Annotated in this window: 27 protein-coding genes; 17 read left to right on the top strand and 10 right to left on the bottom strand. The window is 65.0% G+C overall.

Annotated elements, in window-relative coordinates:
* Positions 1-4: 4 nt before the first annotated feature.
* Complete coding sequence (locus tag GFY24_RS34230) at positions 5-1,510, bottom strand: FAD-binding oxidoreductase (RefSeq protein WP_153809260.1); 1,506 nt, start codon at positions 1,508-1,510, stop codon at positions 5-7.
* 470 nt (positions 1,511-1,980) lie between these two features.
* On the opposite strand from GFY24_RS34230, the gene GFY24_RS34235 reads away from it, so the two are divergent.
* From GFY24_RS34235 to GFY24_RS34270, 8 genes are all read left to right on the top strand, one after another.
* Positions 1,981-2,763, top strand: a complete 783-nt coding sequence (locus tag GFY24_RS34235) for an IclR family transcriptional regulator (RefSeq protein ID WP_228566927.1) — start codon at positions 1,981-1,983, stop codon at positions 2,761-2,763.
* On the top strand, positions 2,751-3,365 hold the full coding sequence (locus GFY24_RS34240; protein ID WP_153809261.1) for a TetR/AcrR family transcriptional regulator: 615 nt from the start codon (positions 2,751-2,753) through the stop codon (positions 3,363-3,365). Before GFY24_RS34235 ends, GFY24_RS34240 begins: the two co-directional genes overlap by 13 nt.
* Before the next feature lie 153 nt (positions 3,366-3,518).
* Positions 3,519-4,664: a Rieske 2Fe-2S domain-containing protein gene (locus GFY24_RS34245; RefSeq protein WP_153809262.1), complete on the top strand. Its 1,146-nt coding sequence runs from the start codon at positions 3,519-3,521 to the stop codon at positions 4,662-4,664.
* A complete protein-coding gene (locus GFY24_RS34250; RefSeq protein ID WP_153809263.1) occupies positions 4,661-4,930 on the top strand; it encodes a ferredoxin in 270 nt (89 codons plus the stop codon). The genes GFY24_RS34245 and GFY24_RS34250 overlap by 4 nt, the downstream gene beginning before the upstream one ends.
* 641 nt (positions 4,931-5,571) lie before the next feature.
* Positions 5,572-5,790, top strand: a complete 219-nt coding sequence (locus tag GFY24_RS34255) for a hypothetical protein (RefSeq protein WP_153809264.1) — start codon at positions 5,572-5,574, stop codon at positions 5,788-5,790.
* Between the two features lie 9 nt (positions 5,791-5,799).
* Complete coding sequence (locus GFY24_RS34260) at positions 5,800-6,012, top strand: hypothetical protein (protein ID WP_153809265.1); 213 nt, start codon at positions 5,800-5,802, stop codon at positions 6,010-6,012.
* Positions 6,013-6,128: 116 nt separating this feature from the next.
* A complete protein-coding gene (locus tag GFY24_RS34265) occupies positions 6,129-6,335 on the top strand; it encodes a hypothetical protein (protein ID WP_153809266.1) in 207 nt (68 codons plus the stop codon).
* Positions 6,336-6,499: 164 nt separating this feature from the next.
* Positions 6,500-6,973: a DUF4189 domain-containing protein gene (locus GFY24_RS34270; RefSeq protein ID WP_194853131.1), complete on the top strand. Its 474-nt coding sequence runs from the start codon at positions 6,500-6,502 to the stop codon at positions 6,971-6,973.
* 97 nt (positions 6,974-7,070) lie between these two features.
* Here GFY24_RS34270 and GFY24_RS34275 read toward each other — a convergent pair whose 3' ends face one another.
* Positions 7,071-7,460 (bottom strand): GFA family protein, encoded by a 390-nt coding sequence (locus GFY24_RS34275; RefSeq protein ID WP_153809268.1) that lies wholly within the window; start codon positions 7,458-7,460, stop codon positions 7,071-7,073.
* Positions 7,461-7,934: 474 nt separating this feature from the next.
* Entirely contained in the window at positions 7,935-8,063 is a 129-nt protein-coding gene (locus tag GFY24_RS43130; RefSeq protein ID WP_255458810.1) for a hypothetical protein, read from the bottom strand.
* Positions 8,064-8,479: 416 nt separating this feature from the next.
* Between GFY24_RS43130 and GFY24_RS34280 the strand changes: the two genes are divergently transcribed.
* Complete coding sequence (locus GFY24_RS34280) at positions 8,480-9,169, top strand: isochorismatase family cysteine hydrolase (protein ID WP_309231662.1); 690 nt, start codon at positions 8,480-8,482, stop codon at positions 9,167-9,169.
* 115 nt (positions 9,170-9,284) lie between these two features.
* Here GFY24_RS34280 and GFY24_RS34285 read toward each other — a convergent pair whose 3' ends face one another.
* Entirely contained in the window at positions 9,285-9,629 is a 345-nt protein-coding gene (locus tag GFY24_RS34285) for a hypothetical protein (RefSeq protein WP_153809269.1), read from the bottom strand.
* Between the two features lie 112 nt (positions 9,630-9,741).
* Here GFY24_RS34285 and GFY24_RS34290 point away from each other — a divergent pair, with 112 nt between their 5' ends.
* Genes GFY24_RS34290 through GFY24_RS34300 form a run of 4 tightly spaced genes read left to right on the top strand, consistent with a single transcriptional unit; the run spans position 9,742 to position 12,157 of the window.
* The gene (locus GFY24_RS34290) at positions 9,742-10,575 is read left to right on the top strand and encodes a GntR family transcriptional regulator (RefSeq protein WP_153809270.1); all 834 of its coding nucleotides are present in this window, start codon (positions 9,742-9,744) and stop codon (positions 10,573-10,575) included.
* Positions 10,576-10,589: 14 nt separating this feature from the next.
* Positions 10,590-11,681, top strand: coding sequence for an amidase (locus GFY24_RS34295; protein WP_228566928.1), 1,092 nt, complete (start codon positions 10,590-10,592; stop codon positions 11,679-11,681).
* 9 nt (positions 11,682-11,690) lie between these two features.
* Positions 11,691-12,017, top strand: coding sequence for an amidase family protein (locus tag GFY24_RS42530; protein ID WP_309231670.1), 327 nt, complete (start codon positions 11,691-11,693; stop codon positions 12,015-12,017).
* Entirely contained in the window at positions 12,014-12,157 is a 144-nt protein-coding gene (locus GFY24_RS34300) for a hypothetical protein (RefSeq protein ID WP_153809271.1), read from the top strand. The genes GFY24_RS42530 and GFY24_RS34300 overlap by 4 nt, the downstream gene beginning before the upstream one ends.
* Here GFY24_RS34300 and GFY24_RS34305 read toward each other — a convergent pair.
* Both GFY24_RS34305 and GFY24_RS34310 read right to left on the bottom strand, forming a co-directional pair.
* Complete coding sequence (locus GFY24_RS34305) at positions 12,150-13,037, bottom strand: deoxyribonuclease IV (RefSeq protein ID WP_153809272.1); 888 nt, start codon at positions 13,035-13,037, stop codon at positions 12,150-12,152. The two genes, GFY24_RS34300 and GFY24_RS34305, sit on opposite strands and share 8 nt — an antisense overlap.
* Before the next feature lie 145 nt (positions 13,038-13,182).
* Positions 13,183-13,947: a TetR/AcrR family transcriptional regulator gene (locus GFY24_RS34310; RefSeq protein WP_309231663.1), complete on the bottom strand. Its 765-nt coding sequence runs from the start codon at positions 13,945-13,947 to the stop codon at positions 13,183-13,185.
* Here GFY24_RS34310 and GFY24_RS34315 point away from each other — a divergent pair.
* On the top strand, positions 13,919-15,169 hold the full coding sequence (locus GFY24_RS34315; protein WP_153809273.1) for an MFS transporter: 1,251 nt from the start codon (positions 13,919-13,921) through the stop codon (positions 15,167-15,169). The two genes, GFY24_RS34310 and GFY24_RS34315, sit on opposite strands and share 29 nt — an antisense overlap.
* On the opposite strand, the gene GFY24_RS34320 is transcribed toward GFY24_RS34315, so the two are convergent.
* Positions 15,111-15,527 (bottom strand): DUF3291 domain-containing protein, encoded by a 417-nt coding sequence (locus GFY24_RS34320; protein ID WP_153809274.1) that lies wholly within the window; start codon positions 15,525-15,527, stop codon positions 15,111-15,113. The two genes, GFY24_RS34315 and GFY24_RS34320, sit on opposite strands and share 59 nt — an antisense overlap.
* A gap of 86 nt (positions 15,528-15,613) precedes the next feature.
* Between GFY24_RS34320 and GFY24_RS34325 the strand changes: the two genes are divergently transcribed.
* Both GFY24_RS34325 and GFY24_RS34330 read left to right on the top strand, forming a co-directional pair.
* Positions 15,614-16,525 carry a LysR family transcriptional regulator gene (locus GFY24_RS34325; protein ID WP_228566930.1) on the top strand — a complete coding sequence of 304 codons (912 nt, stop codon included), beginning with the start codon at positions 15,614-15,616 and terminating at the stop codon, positions 16,523-16,525.
* 389 nt (positions 16,526-16,914) lie between these two features.
* Complete coding sequence (locus tag GFY24_RS34330) at positions 16,915-17,082, top strand: hypothetical protein (RefSeq protein WP_153809275.1); 168 nt, start codon at positions 16,915-16,917, stop codon at positions 17,080-17,082.
* Between the two features lie 151 nt (positions 17,083-17,233).
* On the opposite strand, the gene GFY24_RS34335 is transcribed toward GFY24_RS34330, so the two are convergent.
* The 3 genes from GFY24_RS34335 to GFY24_RS34345 all read right to left on the bottom strand — a co-directional run bounded on the left by GFY24_RS34335 (position 17,234) and on the right by GFY24_RS34345 (position 20,090).
* Positions 17,234-17,668 (bottom strand): TIGR03667 family PPOX class F420-dependent oxidoreductase, encoded by a 435-nt coding sequence (locus GFY24_RS34335; RefSeq protein ID WP_375336138.1) that lies wholly within the window; start codon positions 17,666-17,668, stop codon positions 17,234-17,236.
* Between the two features lie 131 nt (positions 17,669-17,799).
* Positions 17,800-18,786, bottom strand: a complete 987-nt coding sequence (locus tag GFY24_RS34340; RefSeq protein ID WP_153809276.1) for an alkene reductase — start codon at positions 18,784-18,786, stop codon at positions 17,800-17,802.
* A gap of 2 nt (positions 18,787-18,788) precedes the next feature.
* Complete coding sequence (locus GFY24_RS34345; protein WP_309231671.1) at positions 18,789-20,090, bottom strand: beta-ketoacyl reductase; 1,302 nt, start codon at positions 20,088-20,090, stop codon at positions 18,789-18,791.
* Between GFY24_RS34345 and GFY24_RS34350 the strand changes: the two genes are divergently transcribed.
* Complete coding sequence (locus GFY24_RS34350) at positions 20,002-20,439, top strand: integrase core domain-containing protein (RefSeq protein ID WP_309231672.1); 438 nt, start codon at positions 20,002-20,004, stop codon at positions 20,437-20,439. The genes GFY24_RS34345 and GFY24_RS34350 overlap by 89 nt on opposite strands.
* The last annotated feature ends 251 nt before the right edge of the window (positions 20,440-20,690 follow it).

The following is a 20,690-nucleotide window of genomic DNA, read 5'->3' on the forward strand; positions in this document are numbered from 1 at the left end:
ACCGTCATGAAGTCAGCACGGAGCGGATTCGATTGTTCGGGTCCACTCGGGTGCGGAGTTGGGCCAGGCGGGTGTGATTGGGGCCGTAGTAGCGGGACAATGGGTCGCCGGGCTCGAGGTAGTTGACGTACGCTCCGACCGAATCGGGTGCGAGGGTGGCGTGGGAGTCGGCGAGCCATGTCAGGGCGGCGGCGTGCGGAATCGGTTCGTAGGCACCCCATTCCACGATGGCGGCGTGGTCGCGCCAGGGGAAAGCCGTGGCGGTGGGAGACAGGTCGCGGATCGCGCCGTCGAGGGTATTGATCTGCACCCAGCCGGTGCCGCCGACGCTGGAGAACCGGGTGACGGACTCGAGCACCCGGCCGATGATGTCGGGGGTGAGGACGGAGACGATGTCGGAGCCGTTGGTGAAGGCGGCGCGCGGCTGATCGGCGGTGCCGCCCGCCAGATACAGGACGGTGTCCATGTGGCCGAGGGTGCGAGTGTCGGTGTCGGTGGGGGCGACGCCGATCGCCTCGGTGAGCGCGGCTGCGACGGTCTCGCCCTCGCCTTCGGGGCATACCAGCTGCATCCAGCAGCGTAGGCCGCCCGCGCCGTCGGCGTCCACGCTGATATTGGCCCATTGCTCGCGGTCCGCGGCCCGCAGCCACTCCTGCCAGCCGCTGATGACACGGTCCGCGTTCTCACCCGGAAAGGTCAGGCGCACCACATCTTTCGCGGTCGCCTCGATGGTTTCGAAGGTCAGCGAGGTGACAATGCCGAACAGCGGGCCGCCGCCGCGCAGCGCCCAGAACAGGTCCGGGTTGGCGGTGGCGGACACATCGGTGATGGTGCCGTCGGGCAGGACCAGCGTGGCGGCGGTGAGCCGATCACAGGTGAGGCCGTGGGCGCGGGATTCCGGGCCGAATCCGCCGCCCAGGGTGAGACCCGCGACACCGACGCCGGGACACGAGCCGGCAGGCAGGCTCCGCCCGGACCGATCGAGTTCGCCATACACCTCATAGAGGGTGTGCCCCGGTGATACGACAGCCCGCCCGCCTTCGGTGCGTACGCCGCGCAACCGCCGCACGTCGATGATCAGCGATCCGGCTGCCGTGGAAACCCCCGCATAGGAATGACCACCCGCCCGCGCCGCCACCTCGAGATCGTTCTCGGCCGCGAAACCGAAGGCCGTGGCCACATCTCCGGCATCGGCGACCTGCACGACAGCCGTCGGCGTCTCATTGTCGAAACGAGTGTTGAAAACCTCTTTCGCCACCGGGTATTCCAGATCACCCGGCAACATCACCCGCCCACGCAGCTTGCCTTGCAACGCACGCCATTTCGGGTCGGCGCTGCCGGAGCCGGAACCCGAAGCGCTCCCCGAGGCACCCGTGTCACCGCCGAAGGATCCCGGGGCGGGCGCCGCATTGGAGGCAGACAGTCGAGTGGCCCCGGCGAAACCCACACCGGCGACCCCGATTCCGAGCGCACCGCGCAGAAACAGGCTGCGCGAGAACGGGGGTCTCACACCGCTCTCCGGCCGTCGTTCGAGATGCGGTGCGCCCGCGGGTAATTAGCTATCGCTATCAAGTTCGAGCCCTAACCTGTTCCCATCGGACCATGCCGCCTCAATTGATCATGGTTCACCGACCGTCCATTCGGCGAAACGTGTTCCAGGCGTGTCACCATCGGCACTGCGAACCCCCAGGTGAACGGCGACGTCGGTAGACCACGAGCGCCCCCTGACACCCAGCGCTCCCGGTCATTGCCGACGGGCTACCGAAAACCAGAGAACCCGGCATCTCCACCATGATCTGCGTCGAAATCGCCTGGGGCGCACTGGTGCGCGGCACCGCGCGGGTGTCTCCGCCCCGTCCCGTGCGCTGACGCCCTGTTCCCGCTGAGCGGAACTATTCCGAGATGCTTGCGCCGGCCTCGCCACGCCCCGGTAGAATTAGAATTGATTTCATTTCCGGGAAATGGGGTGGCATGACCTCGATGCTGAGCTCAGCTGCCGGCGGCGAACACCTGGTGCCGCACTCGATGGCCGAGCGGATCACGGCGATCATGGATCAATTCGATCGGCCGCATACAATCCGCACGCTGGACCAAGTCACCCAGCGAACGCGGCTGCCCCGCTCGACGACGTATCGAATCCTGGAGCAGCTCATCCGACTTCAGTGGATCGACCGGACTTCGACCGGGTACCGGTTGGGTTGCCGCTCACTTGCGCTGGGCGGGCGGGAGAACGGCCATGGCGCACTGCGCACAGCGGCGGCGCCGGTACTGCATGAGCTCGCGCTCCGCTCGAATCTTGTTGTGCACCTGGCTGTTCTGGACGGACCGGAGGTGTACTACCTCGACAAGGTAGGCGGGCGACCGGCCGAAGACATACCGTCGCGGGTAGGAGGGCGAGCGCCCGCGCACTGCACAGCCCTGGGCAAGGCGCTGCTCGCATGGCAAGCCCCCGAGTACATCGACTCGGAGTATCCGAATGGAGTCGAGCAGCGCACCTCGCAGAGCATCGGCGAGGTCGAGCGGTTACACCGCGAGCTCGGACGTGTTCGCGCGAGCCGCGGGCTGGCATTCGAACGAGGTGAGTACGACAGCCGGATCGCCTGCGTCGGTGTGGCACTGCGCATTCCACACGGTGCCGTCGGAGCGATCTCGCTGGCGGGCGGCGTCGATATCACGCTGGAGCGGGTGGCCCCGCTGATAGTCAGGTCGGCAAGGGCCATCGCCGACGCACTGTTGGAGAATCCCGGCCCATGGCCCGTATAGCCGAGGAGCGGCGTCCCGCGTCGCCGGTTTCGCCACGACAGCTGGCAGCCTGGAACCGAATGCTGACGGCCGCAGCGGATTTGGGCGCGACGACCGATCTGGACCGCGTCCAGATGACCGATGTCGCGAGATCCGCTGACGTTGCCATCGGCACCCTGTATCGCTACTTCCCTTCCAAGACACACCTTTTCGGCGCGCTATTCGAGGAGCGGGTGCTGCGGTTCGTCGACGAGCGCTGGTTGTGCGCGGGCGTCGACCCGATTGCCGATATCGGAACCAATATGGTCGAGATGAATCGGTCACTGTTGAAGACGCCGAACCTGTGCGCGGCAATGGTTCGATCCATTACCGCGGGCTATATGAAGGACGTGCCGAACGAACGGCCTTGGCTCGGTTCACAAGTCGCGCTGCACAAAGCCATTTCGGCGACGCTCGGCCTGCCCGCCGACGAGCGAGACGGCGTGCACGACAGCATCCAACTGCTGATCTACAGCTGGTGGGGGATCCTGGTGTCCAGCCTCAGCCAACGGGTCTCGCAGGATATATCCGAGCGACAACTACGTGTCGCGGCGTCGTCACTCCTACCCGGCCGTACCTACTAGCCACCGCTCGGACGGGCCTGTTCGTGGCAGGTTTCGCACCGGCGTCAGCGCTACTTCAGTCAGTGAAATCGCTTGCCTGTCAACGTAGTCGGCGGTGTTAGAACCGAAGTAGTGCGGAGTTCACCGCATGCGATCACTCCGAGGAGGGTGAACATGACAATGGCGCAAGATGAGGTTCGCCGGATCGAGGCCGACGCGGTGCCGACCCGCTTCGCCCGCGGCTGGCACTGTCTGGGCCTGATCCGTGATTTCTCCGACGGCAAGCCGCATTCGATCACGGCGTTCGGAACCAAACTCGTCACATTTCGGGGCGGCGACGGACGACTCAACGTACTCGACGCCTACTGCCGGCATATGGGCGGTGATCTTTCCGACGGAGAGGTCAAGGACAACGAGATCGCCTGCCCATTCCACGACTGGCGGTGGGGCGGTGACGGACGCTGCAAGCAGATTCCCTATGCGAAGCGGGTGCCGCCCCTGGCCCGCACGCGGGCGTGGACCACGCTGGAACAGGACGGGATGCTGTTCGTCTGGAACGACCCGGAGGGTAAGCAGCCACCCGCGGACATCACGATTCCGAGCATCGAAGGCGCCGGCAGCGACGAGTGGACCGACTGGCATTGGTACACCACCGTGGTGCAGACCAACTGCCGCGAAATCATCGACAACGTCGTCGACATGGCGCACTTCTTCTACATCCACGGTTCGCTGCCGACGTATTTCAAGAACGTGTTCGAGGGACACATCGCAACGCAGTACTTCGACGGCGTCGCTCGCACGGATCTGCCGGGTGCCGGGGAAGACTCGACTGTGCTCGGAACCACTTCCGTCGCTTCATATTACGGTCCTTCCTTCATGATCGACGACCTCGTCTATCACCACCACGGAGGTGGTGAGCAGCAAACCGTCCTCATCAACTGCCATTACCCGATCGACGAGAACTCCTTCGTCCTGATGTACGGAATCATCGTCAAGAAATCGGCGGCGCTGCCCACCGAGGATGCAATGAAAACCGCCGTCGCACTCGGTGATTGGGTGAAGATCGGTTTCGAACAGGATGTCGCGATCTGGCGGTCCAAGACGCGCATCGACAACCCGCTGCTGTGTACGGAGGACGGGCCGGTCTACCAGCTCCGCCGCTGGTACGAGCAGTTCTACGTCGACGCCGCCGACGTGCAACCGGAGATGGTGGATCGCTTCGAATTCGAACTGGACACCACTCGGCCGACCGAAGCCTGGCACGAGCAGGTCCGGGAGAACATAGCCCGGCAGGCCGACGCGGAGAAGGCATCGTCATGACCGTCCATGCCGACGAACGGCTGCTCGACGGCCCCATGCTGCCGGTACGATGCCGCCAGTGTGGCGCGGAAGTCCTTGCCCGCAAGAGCAGTTGGGCACAGACGAGCGTGCAGTGGAACGCGGCGGCCATGGCGGCCTGCGTGGAACGCAGCACCGCAAGCGTGTTCTCCGCTCACCCGTTGCCACACTGTTCCCAGCTGCGCGAATCCCTCTGGACCGCAGCCGAATCCGGTGCGCTACCGGTGCTGGAACCACCGTCGGAGTGACGCGGACGGCCTCAGATCCTCGCACCCCGAGGACTGGGGCCACCCGGTCCTGACAGTGATAGCCATACCACCGCTATCACCGCGACGATTCATAAGAACTGGCGATTGTGGCGGGATCACTGTCACCGCACCAAGGTCTGTTGTGGCGGGGCAAGACAGCTTGAACCGTAGCTTCCTACCCTTAGCCGGAGTTGGTTGCCCTGCGAGGACACGCACGCGCGGGTGCCGCAACAGCCGAGGTGCTGACCGCCAATCCTCCAATCCGCATAAGTTAGCGGCGAGTCGCACGTCTTGTTCTTCTTTTGGCAATGTTGGTACCGCCACAGTGCAGAGAAACAAATAGGTCAACAGGCCGGGTTGGCCAGTTGTTCACCGAGATAAGGGCGCGCTATAGCCTGTCCTAATATTAACGTGGTCTCTCAACTGGAACCAGTTATAGCTTCCTGCCGATTTCCCCTGGAAGGACCTCGATATATGACCCTCAGACAGCGCTGTCTGCGGATATCCCTGGCCGTCACCGTCCTGACGACGCTGGCCACCGCAACAGCTTTCGCCGACGCACGGGAGACCGCGAAGGACTCACCAGCCCCCGGGTCCGTGAACGAGTATGTGGCACTGGGTGATTCTGGGCGGCGGACGTCGTGTCCAACCCCGACCTGATGACAACCCAGTACATTCCGGTGGGATGCACTCAGAGCCGGCACAATTTCGCGAAGCAGGTGGCCGCCGCCCTGGCGGTCACGACGTTCTTCGACGCGTCCTGTGGCGGTGCGGTCACCGCCGATATGACCCACCCGCAAGAGGGTCCGCAATCACTCGCCGGGGCGATTCCAGCTCAGTTCGACCACCTGACCCCCTAGACAGACCTGGTGACGCTGGCGATCGGCGGCAACGACGCCGGACTCGCCGACACGGTCATGGCCTGCCTGACGGTGAGTGCCGCTGCCACACCGTGCCTGGATTCCTTCGTCACCGGCGGCGGCGACCGGATGTCGGCGAATATCGCGGCCGCCGAGCCGAAGCTGGTCGCCGTGATCAACGGCATCCGGGCCCGCTCCCCCACGCGCGGATCCTGCTGCTGAACTACCTGAAGCTCATCACCACCGAGGGCGGATGCTTCCCGACCATCCCGATCTCCGACCCCGACGCAATCTGGCTGGGGCACAAACTGATCGAACTGAACTCCATGCTCGCCCGAGTGGCGAACACGACCGATATCGACCTGGTCGACACCTACGCCACCAGCGACGGCCACGATGTCTGCCAGGCACCGGGTGTGCGCTGGGGCGAAGGCCTGATCCCCTTCAGCAGCACCCCCGTCGGCCCCGCCGCACCATTCCACCCGAACCAACTCGGCGCCAACCACCAGGCAAACAGCATCCTCGCTGTCCTCGGAGCACGCTGACCGCCTGAACACGGCCCCGACGCGCGCTTCGAAATGGCATGACTATGACCTCGCCGACCGGATCCGCGCCCGTCGCGAAAACCGCTCGACCATGCCGTCGATACCACAAATATGGTTGCCGCACAGACGAATTGGCGATTTGCACAAAAGGCATGGGCTCCGCGATGATCGCGAAGCTCAGGATCTCGAAAATGGGGAGTAATCAGATGTCATTGTCACGCCAAACTGCCTTTGCGGGTGCGTTGTCGGTGATTGCCGCGCTCACAATGGTTGGCGCGGGCACCGCGAACGCCGAGGGGGATGTCTACGGCGCAATCGCAATATCCAAGAACGCGGTCGGTCAGCTCGACAAACACGGCTGGGCGTCGAACTACCCTGACGCGGCGGCTGCGGAAGCCGCCGCGTTGGACGCGTGCGGCCAGTCCAAATGCGTTGTAGTCCTGACATTCCAGAACACCTGCGCGGCCCTGGTCAAGCGCCAAGGCACCCCGGCCGGCTGGGCAATCGGGCCGGACCAGGTCACAGCCGAAAAGAACGCATTCAGCTCGCTCGGCCCCGATGACCCGATCGGGTCGCTCGGCGGCATGATGGAGAGCGGTCAGGTCGTACGGTCAGGTTGCACACCGAACGCCCGGTAGTCACCCAAACGTACTGTCTGCCAATACGGCCCGACTGCCAATATGGAGTCGGGCCGTCGCCGTACTCTCGGGAAGCCGCCCGGTGCGGTTCGAATTGTCAGGTTGTTTGCGGGGTGACGGTGTCGATCACCGCAAGCCACGACACCGCGTTCTCCTTACAGGACTGATGTACAGGCACCAGGCCGGCGTGGTCGTCGAGTGCCATCATCGTCACCCCCATCTGATCCTTGAACTCGCCCACACTGTCGCGGGCGGCCAGCAGACTTCCGCAGTCGGGGCAGAAACCGCGTTGCGTGGTCGGGAAAGTGTTGTACCAGCGTGGTTCTCCGGAAGTCCACTCGAACTTCGAGGCCGGGAACCCAACCCACGCCGCGACCGGGCCACCGGCCAGCTTCTGGCAGTGCGGGCAGGAGCACAGATGCGGCCAGTCCGCGTCCGCGTCTGCCTGGAATCGGATCTTCCCGCACAGGCAACCACCCAAATACATCTGAATCAGACCCTCCTGTCGAATGATGTTGACACCGTGAAGAATTCGGTCTTGCCGATTTCCAGGCGATGGTATCGGTGGCAGCCGCTGGGTTGGCGAAGTTCGGCCAATCGCAACTTCGGACGCTTCGAAGGCCGCCTGTATCCGTTCGAGACTGGCCATTCAAGGTGTGGATCACGTTGCGGCCCTGCAGAATAGGGTTCGTGGGGACGCGACATCGGCTGCACTTGCCGCTCTCCTGGGCGTGGTGATCGGACGTTTCTGGGATAGCAGACGGAATCCGGACGCTGGCAACGTGACCAGAGGACCGCGAGTTACCGGGCTCTGGCTGAGCAGTTCCAGGCAGTGAACGAAATCCTGTGTGGTCTCTCCACCGCGGATCCAGCATCCGAGCGTTACAGCGACAGGGTCGACCAGGTGCGGGGTGGAGGATCCCCCACCCACCCCGGGGTCGGCTACTCGCCGTCGTCCTGCTCAGCGGCTGGCCGCCGCATCCGCGCGATCAGCGAACCCGCTTGTCGCAGTGTCCGATTGCGGATCTCGTTCGGCGGCTGCATCGATCCGATCGGCCGACTCGCGATCCATCGGAGTGCTCTTACTCATGATGTGCTCCTTCATGATTGACGCGCACCCAGCTGACGCACCGTCAACAGGGTGCGCTCGGATATCGACAGGGCGGGAAGCGGCAGAACCGATCCCCGTTTCCAACGTCGGCAAAGCCTGACGTCGGCGCTCGCGCATCCGGCCCCGATGCGGGGTCCGAGTCCACCGCGGGCGAAGCCTCGCGGGGAGCATGATCCCGGCCTCTGTCCATTCTGCCAGACTTCTTGAGGCATAACCCGGCCCATGCTCAGGGCATCAGGCGAACAACCACTCAACCTGTCGCCTTCCTCGAATATCCAATGTGTTGGCGATATCGGTTGGGAGAGTGCGGATTCGGCACGCGGGCTCTTCGCGCGGCGGATGATCGGTACATCGGCCCTGACGGTGGGGACTTCTGGGTGAGGAGAGGGTGCGCGGTGGCGGATCTGGCAGTGTTGATGATCGATGTGCAGAACGGTTACGTGGCGGACGATGGGGTGCGGGACAGTTTGGGTTGGCCGCCTATTTGGCGGTTGAGCGAAGTTGTCGGCGAGTGCGCGGACTTGTTGGCCGCGGCGCGGTCGGACGGCATTCCGGTTGTGTACTCGCGGCAGGTGACCAGCCCGGCCGGTGTTCTGGCGGCCAATCCCCGCGCTGCGCGACATCAGCGATCACGCGCGTCCCGCCTGCCGGGGGTGTCCGCCGTGCAGCGAGAATGGCGTAGTCAGATCATCGACGCGGTCGCGCCGGCATCCGGGGATCTGGTGCTCGAGAAGACCCGGCACAGTTTCTTCGCCTATACCGAACTCGATCCGATCCTGAGAAGCCTTGGCGTTCAACGCCTTCTCGTCGCCGGGCTGCAAACCAACGTGTGCGTGGAAGCCACGGTCCGTGCGGCCTTGGAACGCAACTATGAGGTGGCCGTCGCCGAGGACGCCGTCTCCACCGACGGGCCGGACCTGCACCACGGTGCCCTCAATTCGATGCGCGTGCTGTACGTGGAGGTCGCGCCCTGGCGTGAACTCATTCCCGAAGGCGCGCAATGGGATCGCGCCTTCACCACCCCAAACTACGGCCGCAACCCGGCCTACTGGGACGAGGCGACCGTAGCGGGAATACCTCAGTGACCCTGCCGGATTTGGTGGTCCAGCCGGGCGTTGCTTGTTTGGAGGCCGCCGCCACGGCTGCTGGGGAAGCTGAATTTCGACTTCGTCGCGTGATTCGGTGACTCCTGGAGGCAGGTCAGTGATTCTGCAGGTGCGCCTGGAAGAAGGTGGTGAGGTCGTCGAAGGTCGGTGGGGTGTGCGGCGTGGTTTCGGTTGTCATGCAGCTCTTGGTGGTCTGCTTGATGGTCGGGCCGGTCGGGGTACCGCGCAGGTAGCGGGGATCGTGGGAGTTGCCCCCGACCAGGTACAGCTGTGCGTCGGCGCTGAGGTAGGTGGCCGGATTCGACGCGGTGAGCAGGTCCGCGGGGCAATCGGGGAGGCGTTCAGCTGGTCGGCCGTACGGGCACGACCCTCCGCGAACATCTGGGCCCGCACCCGCCACTCCCCCGTCACTGACCGATCGGCGCCGCGAAACCCTCACGGCGACCGATAATTTCGCAGGTCAGAGCGGCTGAGCTCGCCGTGTCGGCCGCGTAACTGGACCTTTACGCCAACTCCTTGCCGCGTAACCTGCCCGTGGGCACAGTGCAGATATGCCACCCAGCGAGCAGTCCCTCAGCAGCGCCGGTGCGAATGACCTCGCACAGGAACGCATCCGGTTCCGCGCGCAGGTGCAGGACTGCCTGCCCGGGTCCTCGCATCTGCTCGCTCGGCGATTGCACGATCTACTGCGTACTGCCCTGCGCGACGGCGCGTTCGGGTCCGGCAAACTGCCCAGCGAAGCCGAACTGATGACGCAGTACCAGGCCTCACGCGATGTGGTGCGTGAGGCGCTGGACCTGCTGCGCCACGATGGGCTGATCGAGCGCCGCCGCGGCGTGGGCACGGTGCCGGTGCGCACCGAATACCTGGTCTCGGGAGCGCTTCCGCCGGAAGGCCGTTCGCTCGAGGAGCACCTCGCGCTCGGGCGCATATCGCCGCGACTACTGCACTGGGCGTGGGTTCCCGCGCCAGAGGTGATCGCCGAACATCTCGACGGCATCAGCCTCGGCGACGACTGTCTGTGCATCGAGTACGTGCTGCTGCTCGACCGGCGGCCGATCGCGCTGTTCACCAATTACTTACGCGCACCCGAGGCCGCTCGCGTCGACCTGACCACGTTCCGGGACGACTTCTATTCGCTGCTGCGTGCCGGCGGCATCAATTTCACCGCCTTCGATATCGGCCTGCAGGCGGCGCGGGCCGACGATCACGCGGCCGCACTGCTGCACGTGCTGCCGGGTGAACCGGTGCTGCTGCTGGAACAGACCATTCGCAACCGCGACGGGCAGGCGATCGACTACGCGCTGGGTACCTGCCGCAGCGAAATGCAACTGCGCATCGGTGCGATTCCCCGCATCGATCTGACCGGTGCGCTCCCCCGCTGACCGAGGAGAAACATATGACAACTGCAGTGCCCGTTGCCTTTTCGACGCTCACCGATGCGGCCGCCGCGCTGCGATCGGGTGCGGTGAGCGCGACCGGGCTGGTGGGCCACGCCCTGGACAATGCCGATGCCGCCGATGGCACGCTCGGGGTCTTCCTGGCCCGATTCACCGACCGCGCCCGAGCCCAGGCCGACCGCGTCGACGCCAAGATCGCAGCGGGCGAGGAATTGGCGCCGCTGGACGGAATTCCGGTGGGCGTCAAGGACATTCTGTCGCACTCGCACGCTCCCACCACCGCGCAATCTCTCGTGCTGGATCCGGCATGGGGCAGCGCCACGGGCGACTGCACCGTGGTCTCCCGGCTGGAGCACGCCGGGGCCATCGTCACCGGCAAGACCACCACCATGGAATTCGCCATCGGCGTCCCCGATCCCGACAAGCCGTTCCCGGTGCCGCGCAATGCCTGGGACCCGCAGCGCTGGGCCGGAGGTTCCAGCTCCGGATCCGGCAGCGGCGTGGCGGCGGGCATGTTCCTCGGCGCCGTCGGCACCGATACCGCGGGCAGTATTCGAATCCCGGCCGCGTTCAACGGAATCACCGGTTTGAAGCCGACCTTCGGGCGGGTGCCGAAATCCGGTGTCGTACCGCTGGGCTACACCCTCGACCATGTCGGGCCGATGGCTCGTTCGGCCGCCGACTGCGCACTACTGCTGTCGGTCATGGCCGGGCACGATGCGGCCGACCCGTACAGCTCACCCGCCCCGCTCGACGACTATCCCGCCGCGCTCACCGGGGATCTGCGCGGAATCACCATCGGCGTGGACGATCTCGACCGCTACGCGAGCGCGGGCATCGATCCGGGCCAGCCGCAACTGTTTTCGGACGCACTGGCCGCACTGCGCGAAGCCGGAGCCACCATCGTTCCGGTCGAGGTGCCGATGTACCCGGAGGTGACCGCGATCGACGTGATGGTCATGCTCGCCGAGGCGCACACCTACCATCGGCACGATCTGCGCACCCGGTGGACCGACTACGGTCGCGGCACCCGCATCATCCTCGCCGCCGGGGGCGCGCTCGACGCCACGGATTACATTCAGGCACAATGAGTCCGGCGTATCGCACAGCAGCGGATGGCCGAACTGTTCACCGAGGTCCACATCGTCCTCACCCCCACCGGCCACCTGGGCGCGCCGCCACTGGCCGCCATCGATCAGCTGCAACCGCTGAATGTCCTTGCCTCCCTGCACACCCCGTACTGGAATCCGCTCGGCAATCCGACACTCGCCATCCCGATCGGCCTGTCCAGCGAAGGCACCCCGCTCTCGATATCCCTCAGCGGCAAGCCTTTCGACGAATCCACCGTGCTGCGCGCCGGTGATGCCTATCAGCGTCTGACCGACCACCACCTCCGCACTCCCACCACTCCGAAAGGCCTGTCATGACCGAGACCTGGTCCACCGATCCGGCGGAGAATGCCGCCATCACCGCCCTCAGCCACGTGCTGCAAGCCATGGCGGCCATGTTGCACAGCGTCGAAAACACCCACTACACGAACCCCAGCGGCGGCTTCGTACTCAGCTGAGCGGAAGCGCTCCGAGTGCGGTGGCGCGCATCTTCGCGAGCAGCGCCACATCCGCTGCGGGCGTTGCGGTTTCGACCAGCAGCGGAACACCCCGGAGCTCCGGCGTCGAGAACAGCGCGGTGAAGGCGCGTTCGCCGATCAGGCCTGCCCCGAGTGATTCATGGCGATCGCGATGGGACCCGGCGGCATCACGGCTGTCGTTGACATGAATCAAGCCGAGACGGTCGACGCCGATCGCACCTGTCAGCCTGGTCAGGACAGCTGCCAGCTCGTCCGGACCGGTGACGTCCTCCCCCGCCGCGTGCAAATGGCAGGTGTCGAGGCAGACCCCGACCCGCTCATCCGCGAGGGCATCCAAATACTCGAGGGTGCTGTCGATGGTTGATGCCAAGGCGGCGCCACCCCCGGCAGTGGGTTCGACGAGCAGCCGCACACCGTCCGGGGCCGCATCCAAAATCGGCGGTATGACCTCGTGCACCTGTGCGAAGGCTCGGGCGCGGGCGCCCTGCTGCACCGACGAGCCGGTATGCACGACCACTCCGGATACCCCCAACGATTCGGCCCGCCCCATGACGTATGCCAATGCCGCAGCCGAGTTCTCGACGGTCGCGGGCGTCGGAGACCCGAAGTTGAGCAGATACGGTGCGTGGACGAATACCGCGATACCCAATTCAGCACAGGCCGTTCGGAATTCGTCGTCCTCACCTCGATCGAATGGGGTAGGCCGCCATCCCCGCGGGTTGCCCGCGAAGACCTGGATGACTTCGGCCCCGATCTCGGTGGCTTCACCGAGCCCCGTCTTGATCAGTCCGCCCGCCACCGCGACATGCGAGCCCACCGGCGAAACTCGCCGCGGTTGCGATGTCGCCGAGGTTGGCATGGAATCCGCCTCTCCAGCGAGTTGAGGACCTTCCTCAGCATCTCCGGATCGGTGACCTCACCGATCGCGATCTCACTATTGTCCGGCATCCGGAAAGGGGCGAGGACGCTATATCCGGGATTGTGCGGCCTGCGGACGATACCGATCAGCGGCGATTCAGCGTCAGGACGCTGTCGACGACGGACTCCACATACGCTGCGGAAATGTCGCGGTCGGCGAGCAGTCGGCGGAAGATCAGCGGTCCCGCGAGCTGGTCGATGATCAGTGAGATGTCGGCGCCCGGCGACAGCTCCCCGCGGGCCTCGGCGGCTTTCAGAATTCTTCGAAAGCCTGCCGATCCGGTCTGGTAGAGCATTTTCTTGAGCGTTCCGAACGCTGGATCGAATGGGGAACGGTCCAATACCGCGCGCATACCGCGCTCGCCCACCGGGTCGTGCAGCAACTGCCGCAAACCGTTCAGCTCATTGCGGAGATCGGTGCGCAGATCGCCGGTCGGCACGGGCCGGATCCGGTCGATCCGCTGCACGATCGCGTCGTGGATCAACGCCGCCACGTCCGGCCAGTGCCGGTACAGCGTGGTCCGCCCGACGCCGCTGCGTGCCGCCACCGCCACATGGGTCACGCCGGGCCAGCCCTGCTCGACGAGCAGATCTTGCGCCGCGGTCAGCGCCGCCTGCCGACTGCGCACCACTCGCGGGTCGGGACCCCGAGCCGGCGCCCCGGCCGACTGCCGGACATCGTCCACCTGCGACTCCTTCGCCATCTCGGACCGTTCTGGAACATCTTGCACCATAAACTTTTGTGGTACATACTGCTCCATATCTTTAGAACAATCTGTTCCGAAAATAAAGGATGGATCGCAAAGCCCTGGGGGCCAGGCGATGACCACTGAAGTGACGATTTCCGCCACACCACCCGGGCAAGCGCACCGAAAAGCCTTGGCGCTGGCCGTCATCGCCGCCGCCCAATTGACCGTGGTGCTCGACGTATCAATCGTGAATGTCGCATTACCGGCCATCCAGGAGAATCTGGGCTTCTCCGCGACCGGCCTGGAATGGGTGGTCAACGCCTACGCATTGGCTTTCGGCGGTCTGCTCCTGCTGGGCGGGCGAATCGCCGACGTCCGCGGCAGCCGCGGCACCTTGATCACCGGACTGGTGCTGCTGGTGATCGCATCGATCGCGGGCGGAGTGGCTCCGGGCGCGGGCTGGTTGATCGGCGCGCGGGTGGCACAGGGGATCGCCGGAGCGCTGATCGCACCATCCGCGCTGACACTCATCGCCTCGACCTTTTCCGAAGGCGCCGAACGCAATCGGGCGATGGGTGTGTACGCGGCGATGTCCGGGGCGGGCGGTGCGCTGGGCTATGTGCTCGGCGGCGGATTGAGTTGGCGCTGGGTGCTTTTCGTCAACGTCCCGATCGGCATGGTCGCGGCACTGCTCGCGCTCAGAGCATTCGGCAAGGTAGGCGCACCGGGCGGGCGCATAGATCTGGCCGGTGCGCTCACCGCCACGGCGGGTGTATCCCCGCTCGTCTACGGCCTGATGCACGCTGCCTCCGATTCGTGGAGTGCCGCGAGCACGTACGGTCCACTGCTCGGCGGCGCGCTCGCCCTACTGGCCTTCGTAATAGTCGAGGCTCGGCGGCGGTCTCCCCTCATGCCGTTGCGGGTCTGGGCCGACCGCAACCGAGCCGGCGCGTACGCGGTCATGCTGGTGATCGGCGCGGCGACCATCGCGGTGTTCTACTTGCTGACCCTGTTCATGCAGTTGGTGCTCGGATACAGCGCGCTCCGAACGGGTTTCGGATTCCTGGCCTTCGCGATCGGCGCCGGAATCACCGCCGGCGCCGGCGGGCGGCTGATCGAGCGAACGGGACCGCGTCCGCTACTGGGTATCGGCGCGCTCTCGGTCGCGGCCGGATTGTTCTGGCTGTCGTACCTCGACGCCGATGCCATCTACCTGGCGAATCTGGCCGGGCCGCTGCTGCTTTCCGGCGCCGGGGTAGGGCTGTGCTTCGTACCGCCAGCCCCTCCTCATCTACCCACACCATCAACAACCCCGAATTCAGTGCTCAACGAATTTGGGCTTCGGGTGCTGCCGAGTCGCGTTGCTCGGCGATTCGGCGGCTGATCTCGTCCCAGGACAGGCGCAATTCATCCGCCGGTGCGGTGAAGAACACGAAGGTCGCGTCCCGCATGACCTTTCGCTTGCGGGCAACAGTCGACCTGTGCGGCTCGGAGCCCGCGTAGGCGTAGATTGCCGCCTTGTCGTCCCATGCCGAGTAGGTCCAGAAAACGCCTTTCAACATCTCTGCCTTCAAGGCCAGCCCGAGCACTCCCGGCGAGCGGCGAGCCTGCCACCACAGCGCAAGGGAAGCGATCAGGAAACCGGGCGCTCGGCGCAACGACTTGACCTCGAGGCGTGAGGCCATGCATTGCACCTCGGAGGTGGTGGGGGTGCGGACTGTCATCCACGGAAGCGTTGGCATGTTCTCAGCGTCGGTTCGCGGCGGGAATTGATCAACGGCGAACTGCGTATGATGCGTTAAGCCGCCGTGATTGATAGGACGACCGCATGGACCTGCGCGACCTGGACTTGCGCGACATCGAGATCTTTCTGATGTTGTCCGCGGAGTTGCACTTCGGCCGGACCGCCGAACGATTGCACCTCTCACCAGCCCGGGTCAGTCAGGTGATCGGGAAACTGGAACGGCGCATCGGCGGCAAACTCTTCGAACGAACCAGTCGCACAGTGACTTTGACACCGATCGGGCGACGGCTGCGGGACGACCTACAAGCCAACTACCATGACCTCCGGGCCAGCCTGGGCCGGGCGACCCGCGCAGCCCGCTACGGCGATGCCGGCATACTGCGGCTGGGAATCACCAGCAGCAACCTCGACAACGTCCGCCCACTACTGAACGCCTTCCAATCCCGGCATCCCGACTGCACCGTGCACATCGAACACGTCCACTTCGGCAACCCCTTCGGTGCGTTGCGCGGCGACGATATCGACGCGCTGGTGAGCTGGCTTCCTATCGAAGAGCCCGACCTGGTGGTCGGCCCGACGCTGTACGAGGAACCGTTCATGCTGCTCGTCGGTGCGGATCACCCACTGGCACAACGGGAATCGGCCTCCTACGAGGATCTCGGCGACTACGGCGTCTTCGGAGTGCCATCGGACGACCCGGTCAACCTACCCCCTGACTACTGGACCGCCGCCGCCGTTCCGTTCTTCACCCCCAGTGGCCGTCGCATCTCCCGCATCGCCCAGGCAGCCAACTTCCAAGACCTGATATTGCTCGTGGCCGCAGGCAAGGCCATCACTCCGGTACACGCGCACGCCGCCCGCTACTACTCCAGGCCCGATGTCACCTACATCCCCATGCCCGACGTCCCGCCCGCCCGGTGGGCCCTGATCTGGCGCCGATCCGGGGAAACCGACCTCATCAAAGACCTTGCGGCAGCCGCCATTTCGGCCCCTTAGCAGGCCCGCAACAACCACCGAGGCTGAGGAAAGCCGAAAGGGCTTATCCCGGACAGCGAGCGAACGCTGGTTGGAATAAGCCCCTTATAGTGGACCTAGCTGGACGTTATTCCAACAGGGCTGACCTGCAGAAACTCGACAACACTCGGGCAAGAATCGACGCCGGACCACCCCCGGCACTTCCCCGCCGACGCAAAAAGCCACCTGCCACCCAGCCGCGTGTACCGCGCAAGATCGAGCGGAGACTCACCGCCACGACGGTCGACGAGCTCCTCCGCGCCTACCGCGACGGAGCGTCGACCGCGCAACTCGCGACGCGCTAGGGGATCTCCAAAACCGCCGTCCCCGCGCTATTGACCAACCACGCGGTCCCCCGCCGCTACCAGTCGATGACCACCACCGACATCGACCACACCGAACTGCTCTACCTCGCCGGCCACTCACTCGCCAGCTGCAGCCGCCTCACCGGCTTCCCCGCCAGCACCATCCGCGACGCCCTCCGCGAACGCGGCACACCCATACGACCAGCCGGAGGACGCCACCACGGCCCGCACTAGCGCACCCATCGGCGTGTCGACACGCCACATCGCAGGTCCAATTCCTCACCGCAGCAAGCGATTGGCAAGCGCTTGCCCTCGAGAGGGCTGCTCGAACGCTGGCCGGGAGTTCATTGTGTCGGCTGATCGAGGGCGGGCTCGCAGGGCGGACTCAGAATCCGCGCAGGCGGTCGGGGACGATGCGCACCGGCACCGAGTAGTCGTCGAAGAACTGCTCTCTCGTCATCCCGATGTCGACCAAGCCCTTGGCGTACTTCACGACATAGGCCTCGATTTCGGCCAGGGAGGCGCCGGCGGTGTCGACCCTGGCCTCACCGGTGAGCACGTTGACCTCGCCGCCGGTGGCGTTGGTGTTGAGGTTCAGCGAAACCCGCGGGTTCGCGGCGATATTGCGAAGCTTGGGGGTGCCCGGCTGGGTGAAGATCAGGAACGCACCGTCGGCCCACTGGAACCAGACCGGATTGGGCTGCGGTGTGCCACTGGGGTTTACGGTGGTCAACCAGACAATATCTTCCTTCGCCAGACGTTTGGCGACCTGCGCACCGAATTCGGTGTCGGTGTCGATGAGAGGCGAGGAACTGGATATACGGACTCCTTGGTGGGATGTCGTTCGAGTCGTTCGGAACTCCTCAACATTCAACTCCCCGTACGCATTCCGAGAAATCATCATATCGTGTGTTCCTCTACGCGGCCGCGACGATTTCAGGTAAGGGTGACTCAGCCCAGCGTCGGGTAGTCGGTGTAGCCGACATGGTCGCCGCCGTAGAAGGTCGCCTCGTCGGCCGTGTTGAAGGGGCCGCCCGCCTTGATTCGGGCGTCCAGGTCCGGGTTGGCCAGCCACAGGGTGGCCAGTGCGATCGCATCCGCCACACCGGATTCCAGCGCCTCGACGCCGGCCTCGAGGGTCGCGGGGAACGCCTCGGGAGTGGGGTGCGGGTTGAGGATGAAGCCGTTGGACCAGGCCGCGCGCAGCTTGGTGGTCAGCTCGCGGTCGCCGCCCTCCATGATGTGCACGTAGGCGATGTCCAGGTCTGCGAGCTCGGTCAGCAGCTCGAGATACAGCGGGGCCGGGTCGGCCTCCACGATGTGGTTGAACGGGTTGCCGGGCGAGAGCCGGATACCGGTGCGGTCGGCGCCGATGGCCGCGGCCACAGCGGCCACCACCTCGGTGGCGAACCGGATGCGGTTGGCGATCGAGCCGCCGTAGTTGTCGGTGCGCCGGTTGGTGTTGTCGGCCAGGAACTGGTGCAGCAGATAGCCGTTGGCACCGTGCACCTCGACACCGTCGAAGCCGGCCGCGATGGCGTTACGCGCCGCGGCGACGAAGTCGTCGATGGTGGTGGTGATGTCCTCGGCGGTCATCTCCCGGGGCTGCGGGTGGTCGATCATCCCGTTCGGGGTGAACAGCTGCTCACCGGAGACCACCGCGGACGGGGCCAGCGGCAGCGCATTGTCCGGGTACAGCATGGGGTGGCCGATGCGACCGCAGTGGGTGAGCTGCGCGACGATGCGGCCGCCGGCCTTGTGCACGGCATCGGTGACCACGCGCCAGGCCGCGGTCTGCGCCTCGTTGTGCAGGTTGGAGATGATCTGACTGACGGTCAAATCCACTGTGCGAGTAGGAATGTCATCAAACGTCAGCGAGCGAGCCCACTGCGCCAGGCGAGCGGTGACGCTCGGGGACGAAGCTTCCGAAATACCCATCGCTATCCTGGCTTCGCCAGGTCGATCAGAGCGTCTACATCCATAGCTTCGATCTCGTCCAGTGGTGTGGTCGTGGCCGGCATGACGGGGTCGCCACCGCTATCGGACACTGCGGGTTCGAGATCTTCGCTCTGCCCGTACTTGTCCGGGAATCGTTCGCGCAGAACGTTCACCAGGTGTCTGGCCAGTCGAGCCGGACTCGGGTGGTCGAATACCGTCGACACGGGCAGCCGGAGCTCGACGATTCCTTGCAGTCGGTTGCGGAACTCGACAGCGGTCAAGGAATCGAATCCAATGTCCTTGAACGCCATCTCCCCGACTATGGCGAGCCGGTCCTCGTAGCCGAGGATGTCAGCGGCTTGTGTCTGGATCTCGGCCAGCACCGCTTCCCGCTGGCCTTCGAGGTCGAGTTCTTTCAGACGTTCGAGCAGGTTGGAGCGGGTGGCCCGCTCAGATGCCGTCGCGCGCCGGTCCTTTCGCACGAGTCTGTGGAACAGGCCGGGCGTGTCGCTCGATCGTGCGATGCGGTCGGCGTCGAATGCCGCGGCAATGAGATATGGATGCGCGGATCCGGCCACCTTGTCGAACATGTCGAGACCGACTTCCTGCGGCATCTGGGACAGCCCTGTCCTTCTGATGCGTGAAACATCGTTGCCGGACAGGCGCCCTGACATGCCGCCGGTCTCCTGCGCCCAGATGCCCCAGGCCACCGATTGACCGGGCAGACCGAGTGTCTGCCGGTACTGGGCGAACGCGTCAAGGAAGGCGTTCGCTGCGGCGTAGTTGGCCTGTCCGGGTGATCCGAGAGATCCGGCCGCGGAGGAGAACAAGATGAAGGCTTCGAGGTTCAGATGGCGGGTCAGTTCATGAAGGTTCCATGCGACGTCGACCTTCGATCGCAGCACCGCGTGCAGCTGCTCACGGCCCAAGGTGTCCACTGTGCCGTCGGAGACATGGCCGGCCGCGCTGATGACGACTCGCAGGGGCGCGTCTGTGGGGATGGTATCGATTACTCGGGCGAGGTCATCGATCTTCGAGGCATCGCAGGCAACGATGCGGACATTGGCTCCTTGCGTCTGTAGCTCGGCTTGCAGCTGTTCCGCCCCTGCCGCGTTCATTCCCGATCGACTCATCAGCATCAGGTCTGTGACACCGTGACTGGCGACGAAGGTCGATGTCACCGTCGACGGCCGCCAGGTCCGGTTCCTCAACATCATCGACGAGTTCACCCGGGAAGCATTGGCCACCAGAGCTTTTCGCTCCTGCACCGCCGATCGATTGGTCGGTGTGCTCGAGGAGATCATCGCGGCCACCGGCCGAAGACCCGTGCATATCCGGATGGACAACGGCACCGAGATGACCGCGCACGCGATGGCCGACTGGTGCCGGTTCACCGGTGTCGATGCCTCGTTCATCGATCCGGGATCGCCGTGGCAGAACGGGGTCTGCGAGTCGTTCAACGGGCGTTTCCGCGACGAATTCCTGACCTGCGAGGTGTTTCATTCCCTGACCGAGGTGCGGGTTCTTGCCGAGGACTGGCGCATCGAGTACAACAGTTACCGACCCCACGGATCGCTGGGTTTCCTTGCCCCGCAAGCATTCCGTGAGCAATGGGTACCGACCGAGTTCGAGCAACAACGACAACTCGCATAGCCGGTGGACCTGCTATCGGGGCCCAGTCACCCGGCCGAATCACCTCGAGACTCCCGGCATCTCCGGATTTTCGACCGGCTTCGGGTTGGCGACTGCATCGTGGTGGTGGGACGAGAACAAGCGGGCCGTCGATCGGTGCGGTCGTGCGTACAAGCCTGTGCTCCCACGCAGAACCGGATTCGCCTACGATTTTCATATCGGCAGCGCTTTCGCAGTCGACATGCAGGGCGCGCCCTGGGCGACCCGAGGCC

The sequence above is a fragment of the Nocardia sp. SYP-A9097 genome, from assembly GCF_009649815.1.
Classification (GTDB): Bacteria; Actinomycetota; Actinomycetes; order Mycobacteriales; family Mycobacteriaceae; genus Nocardia.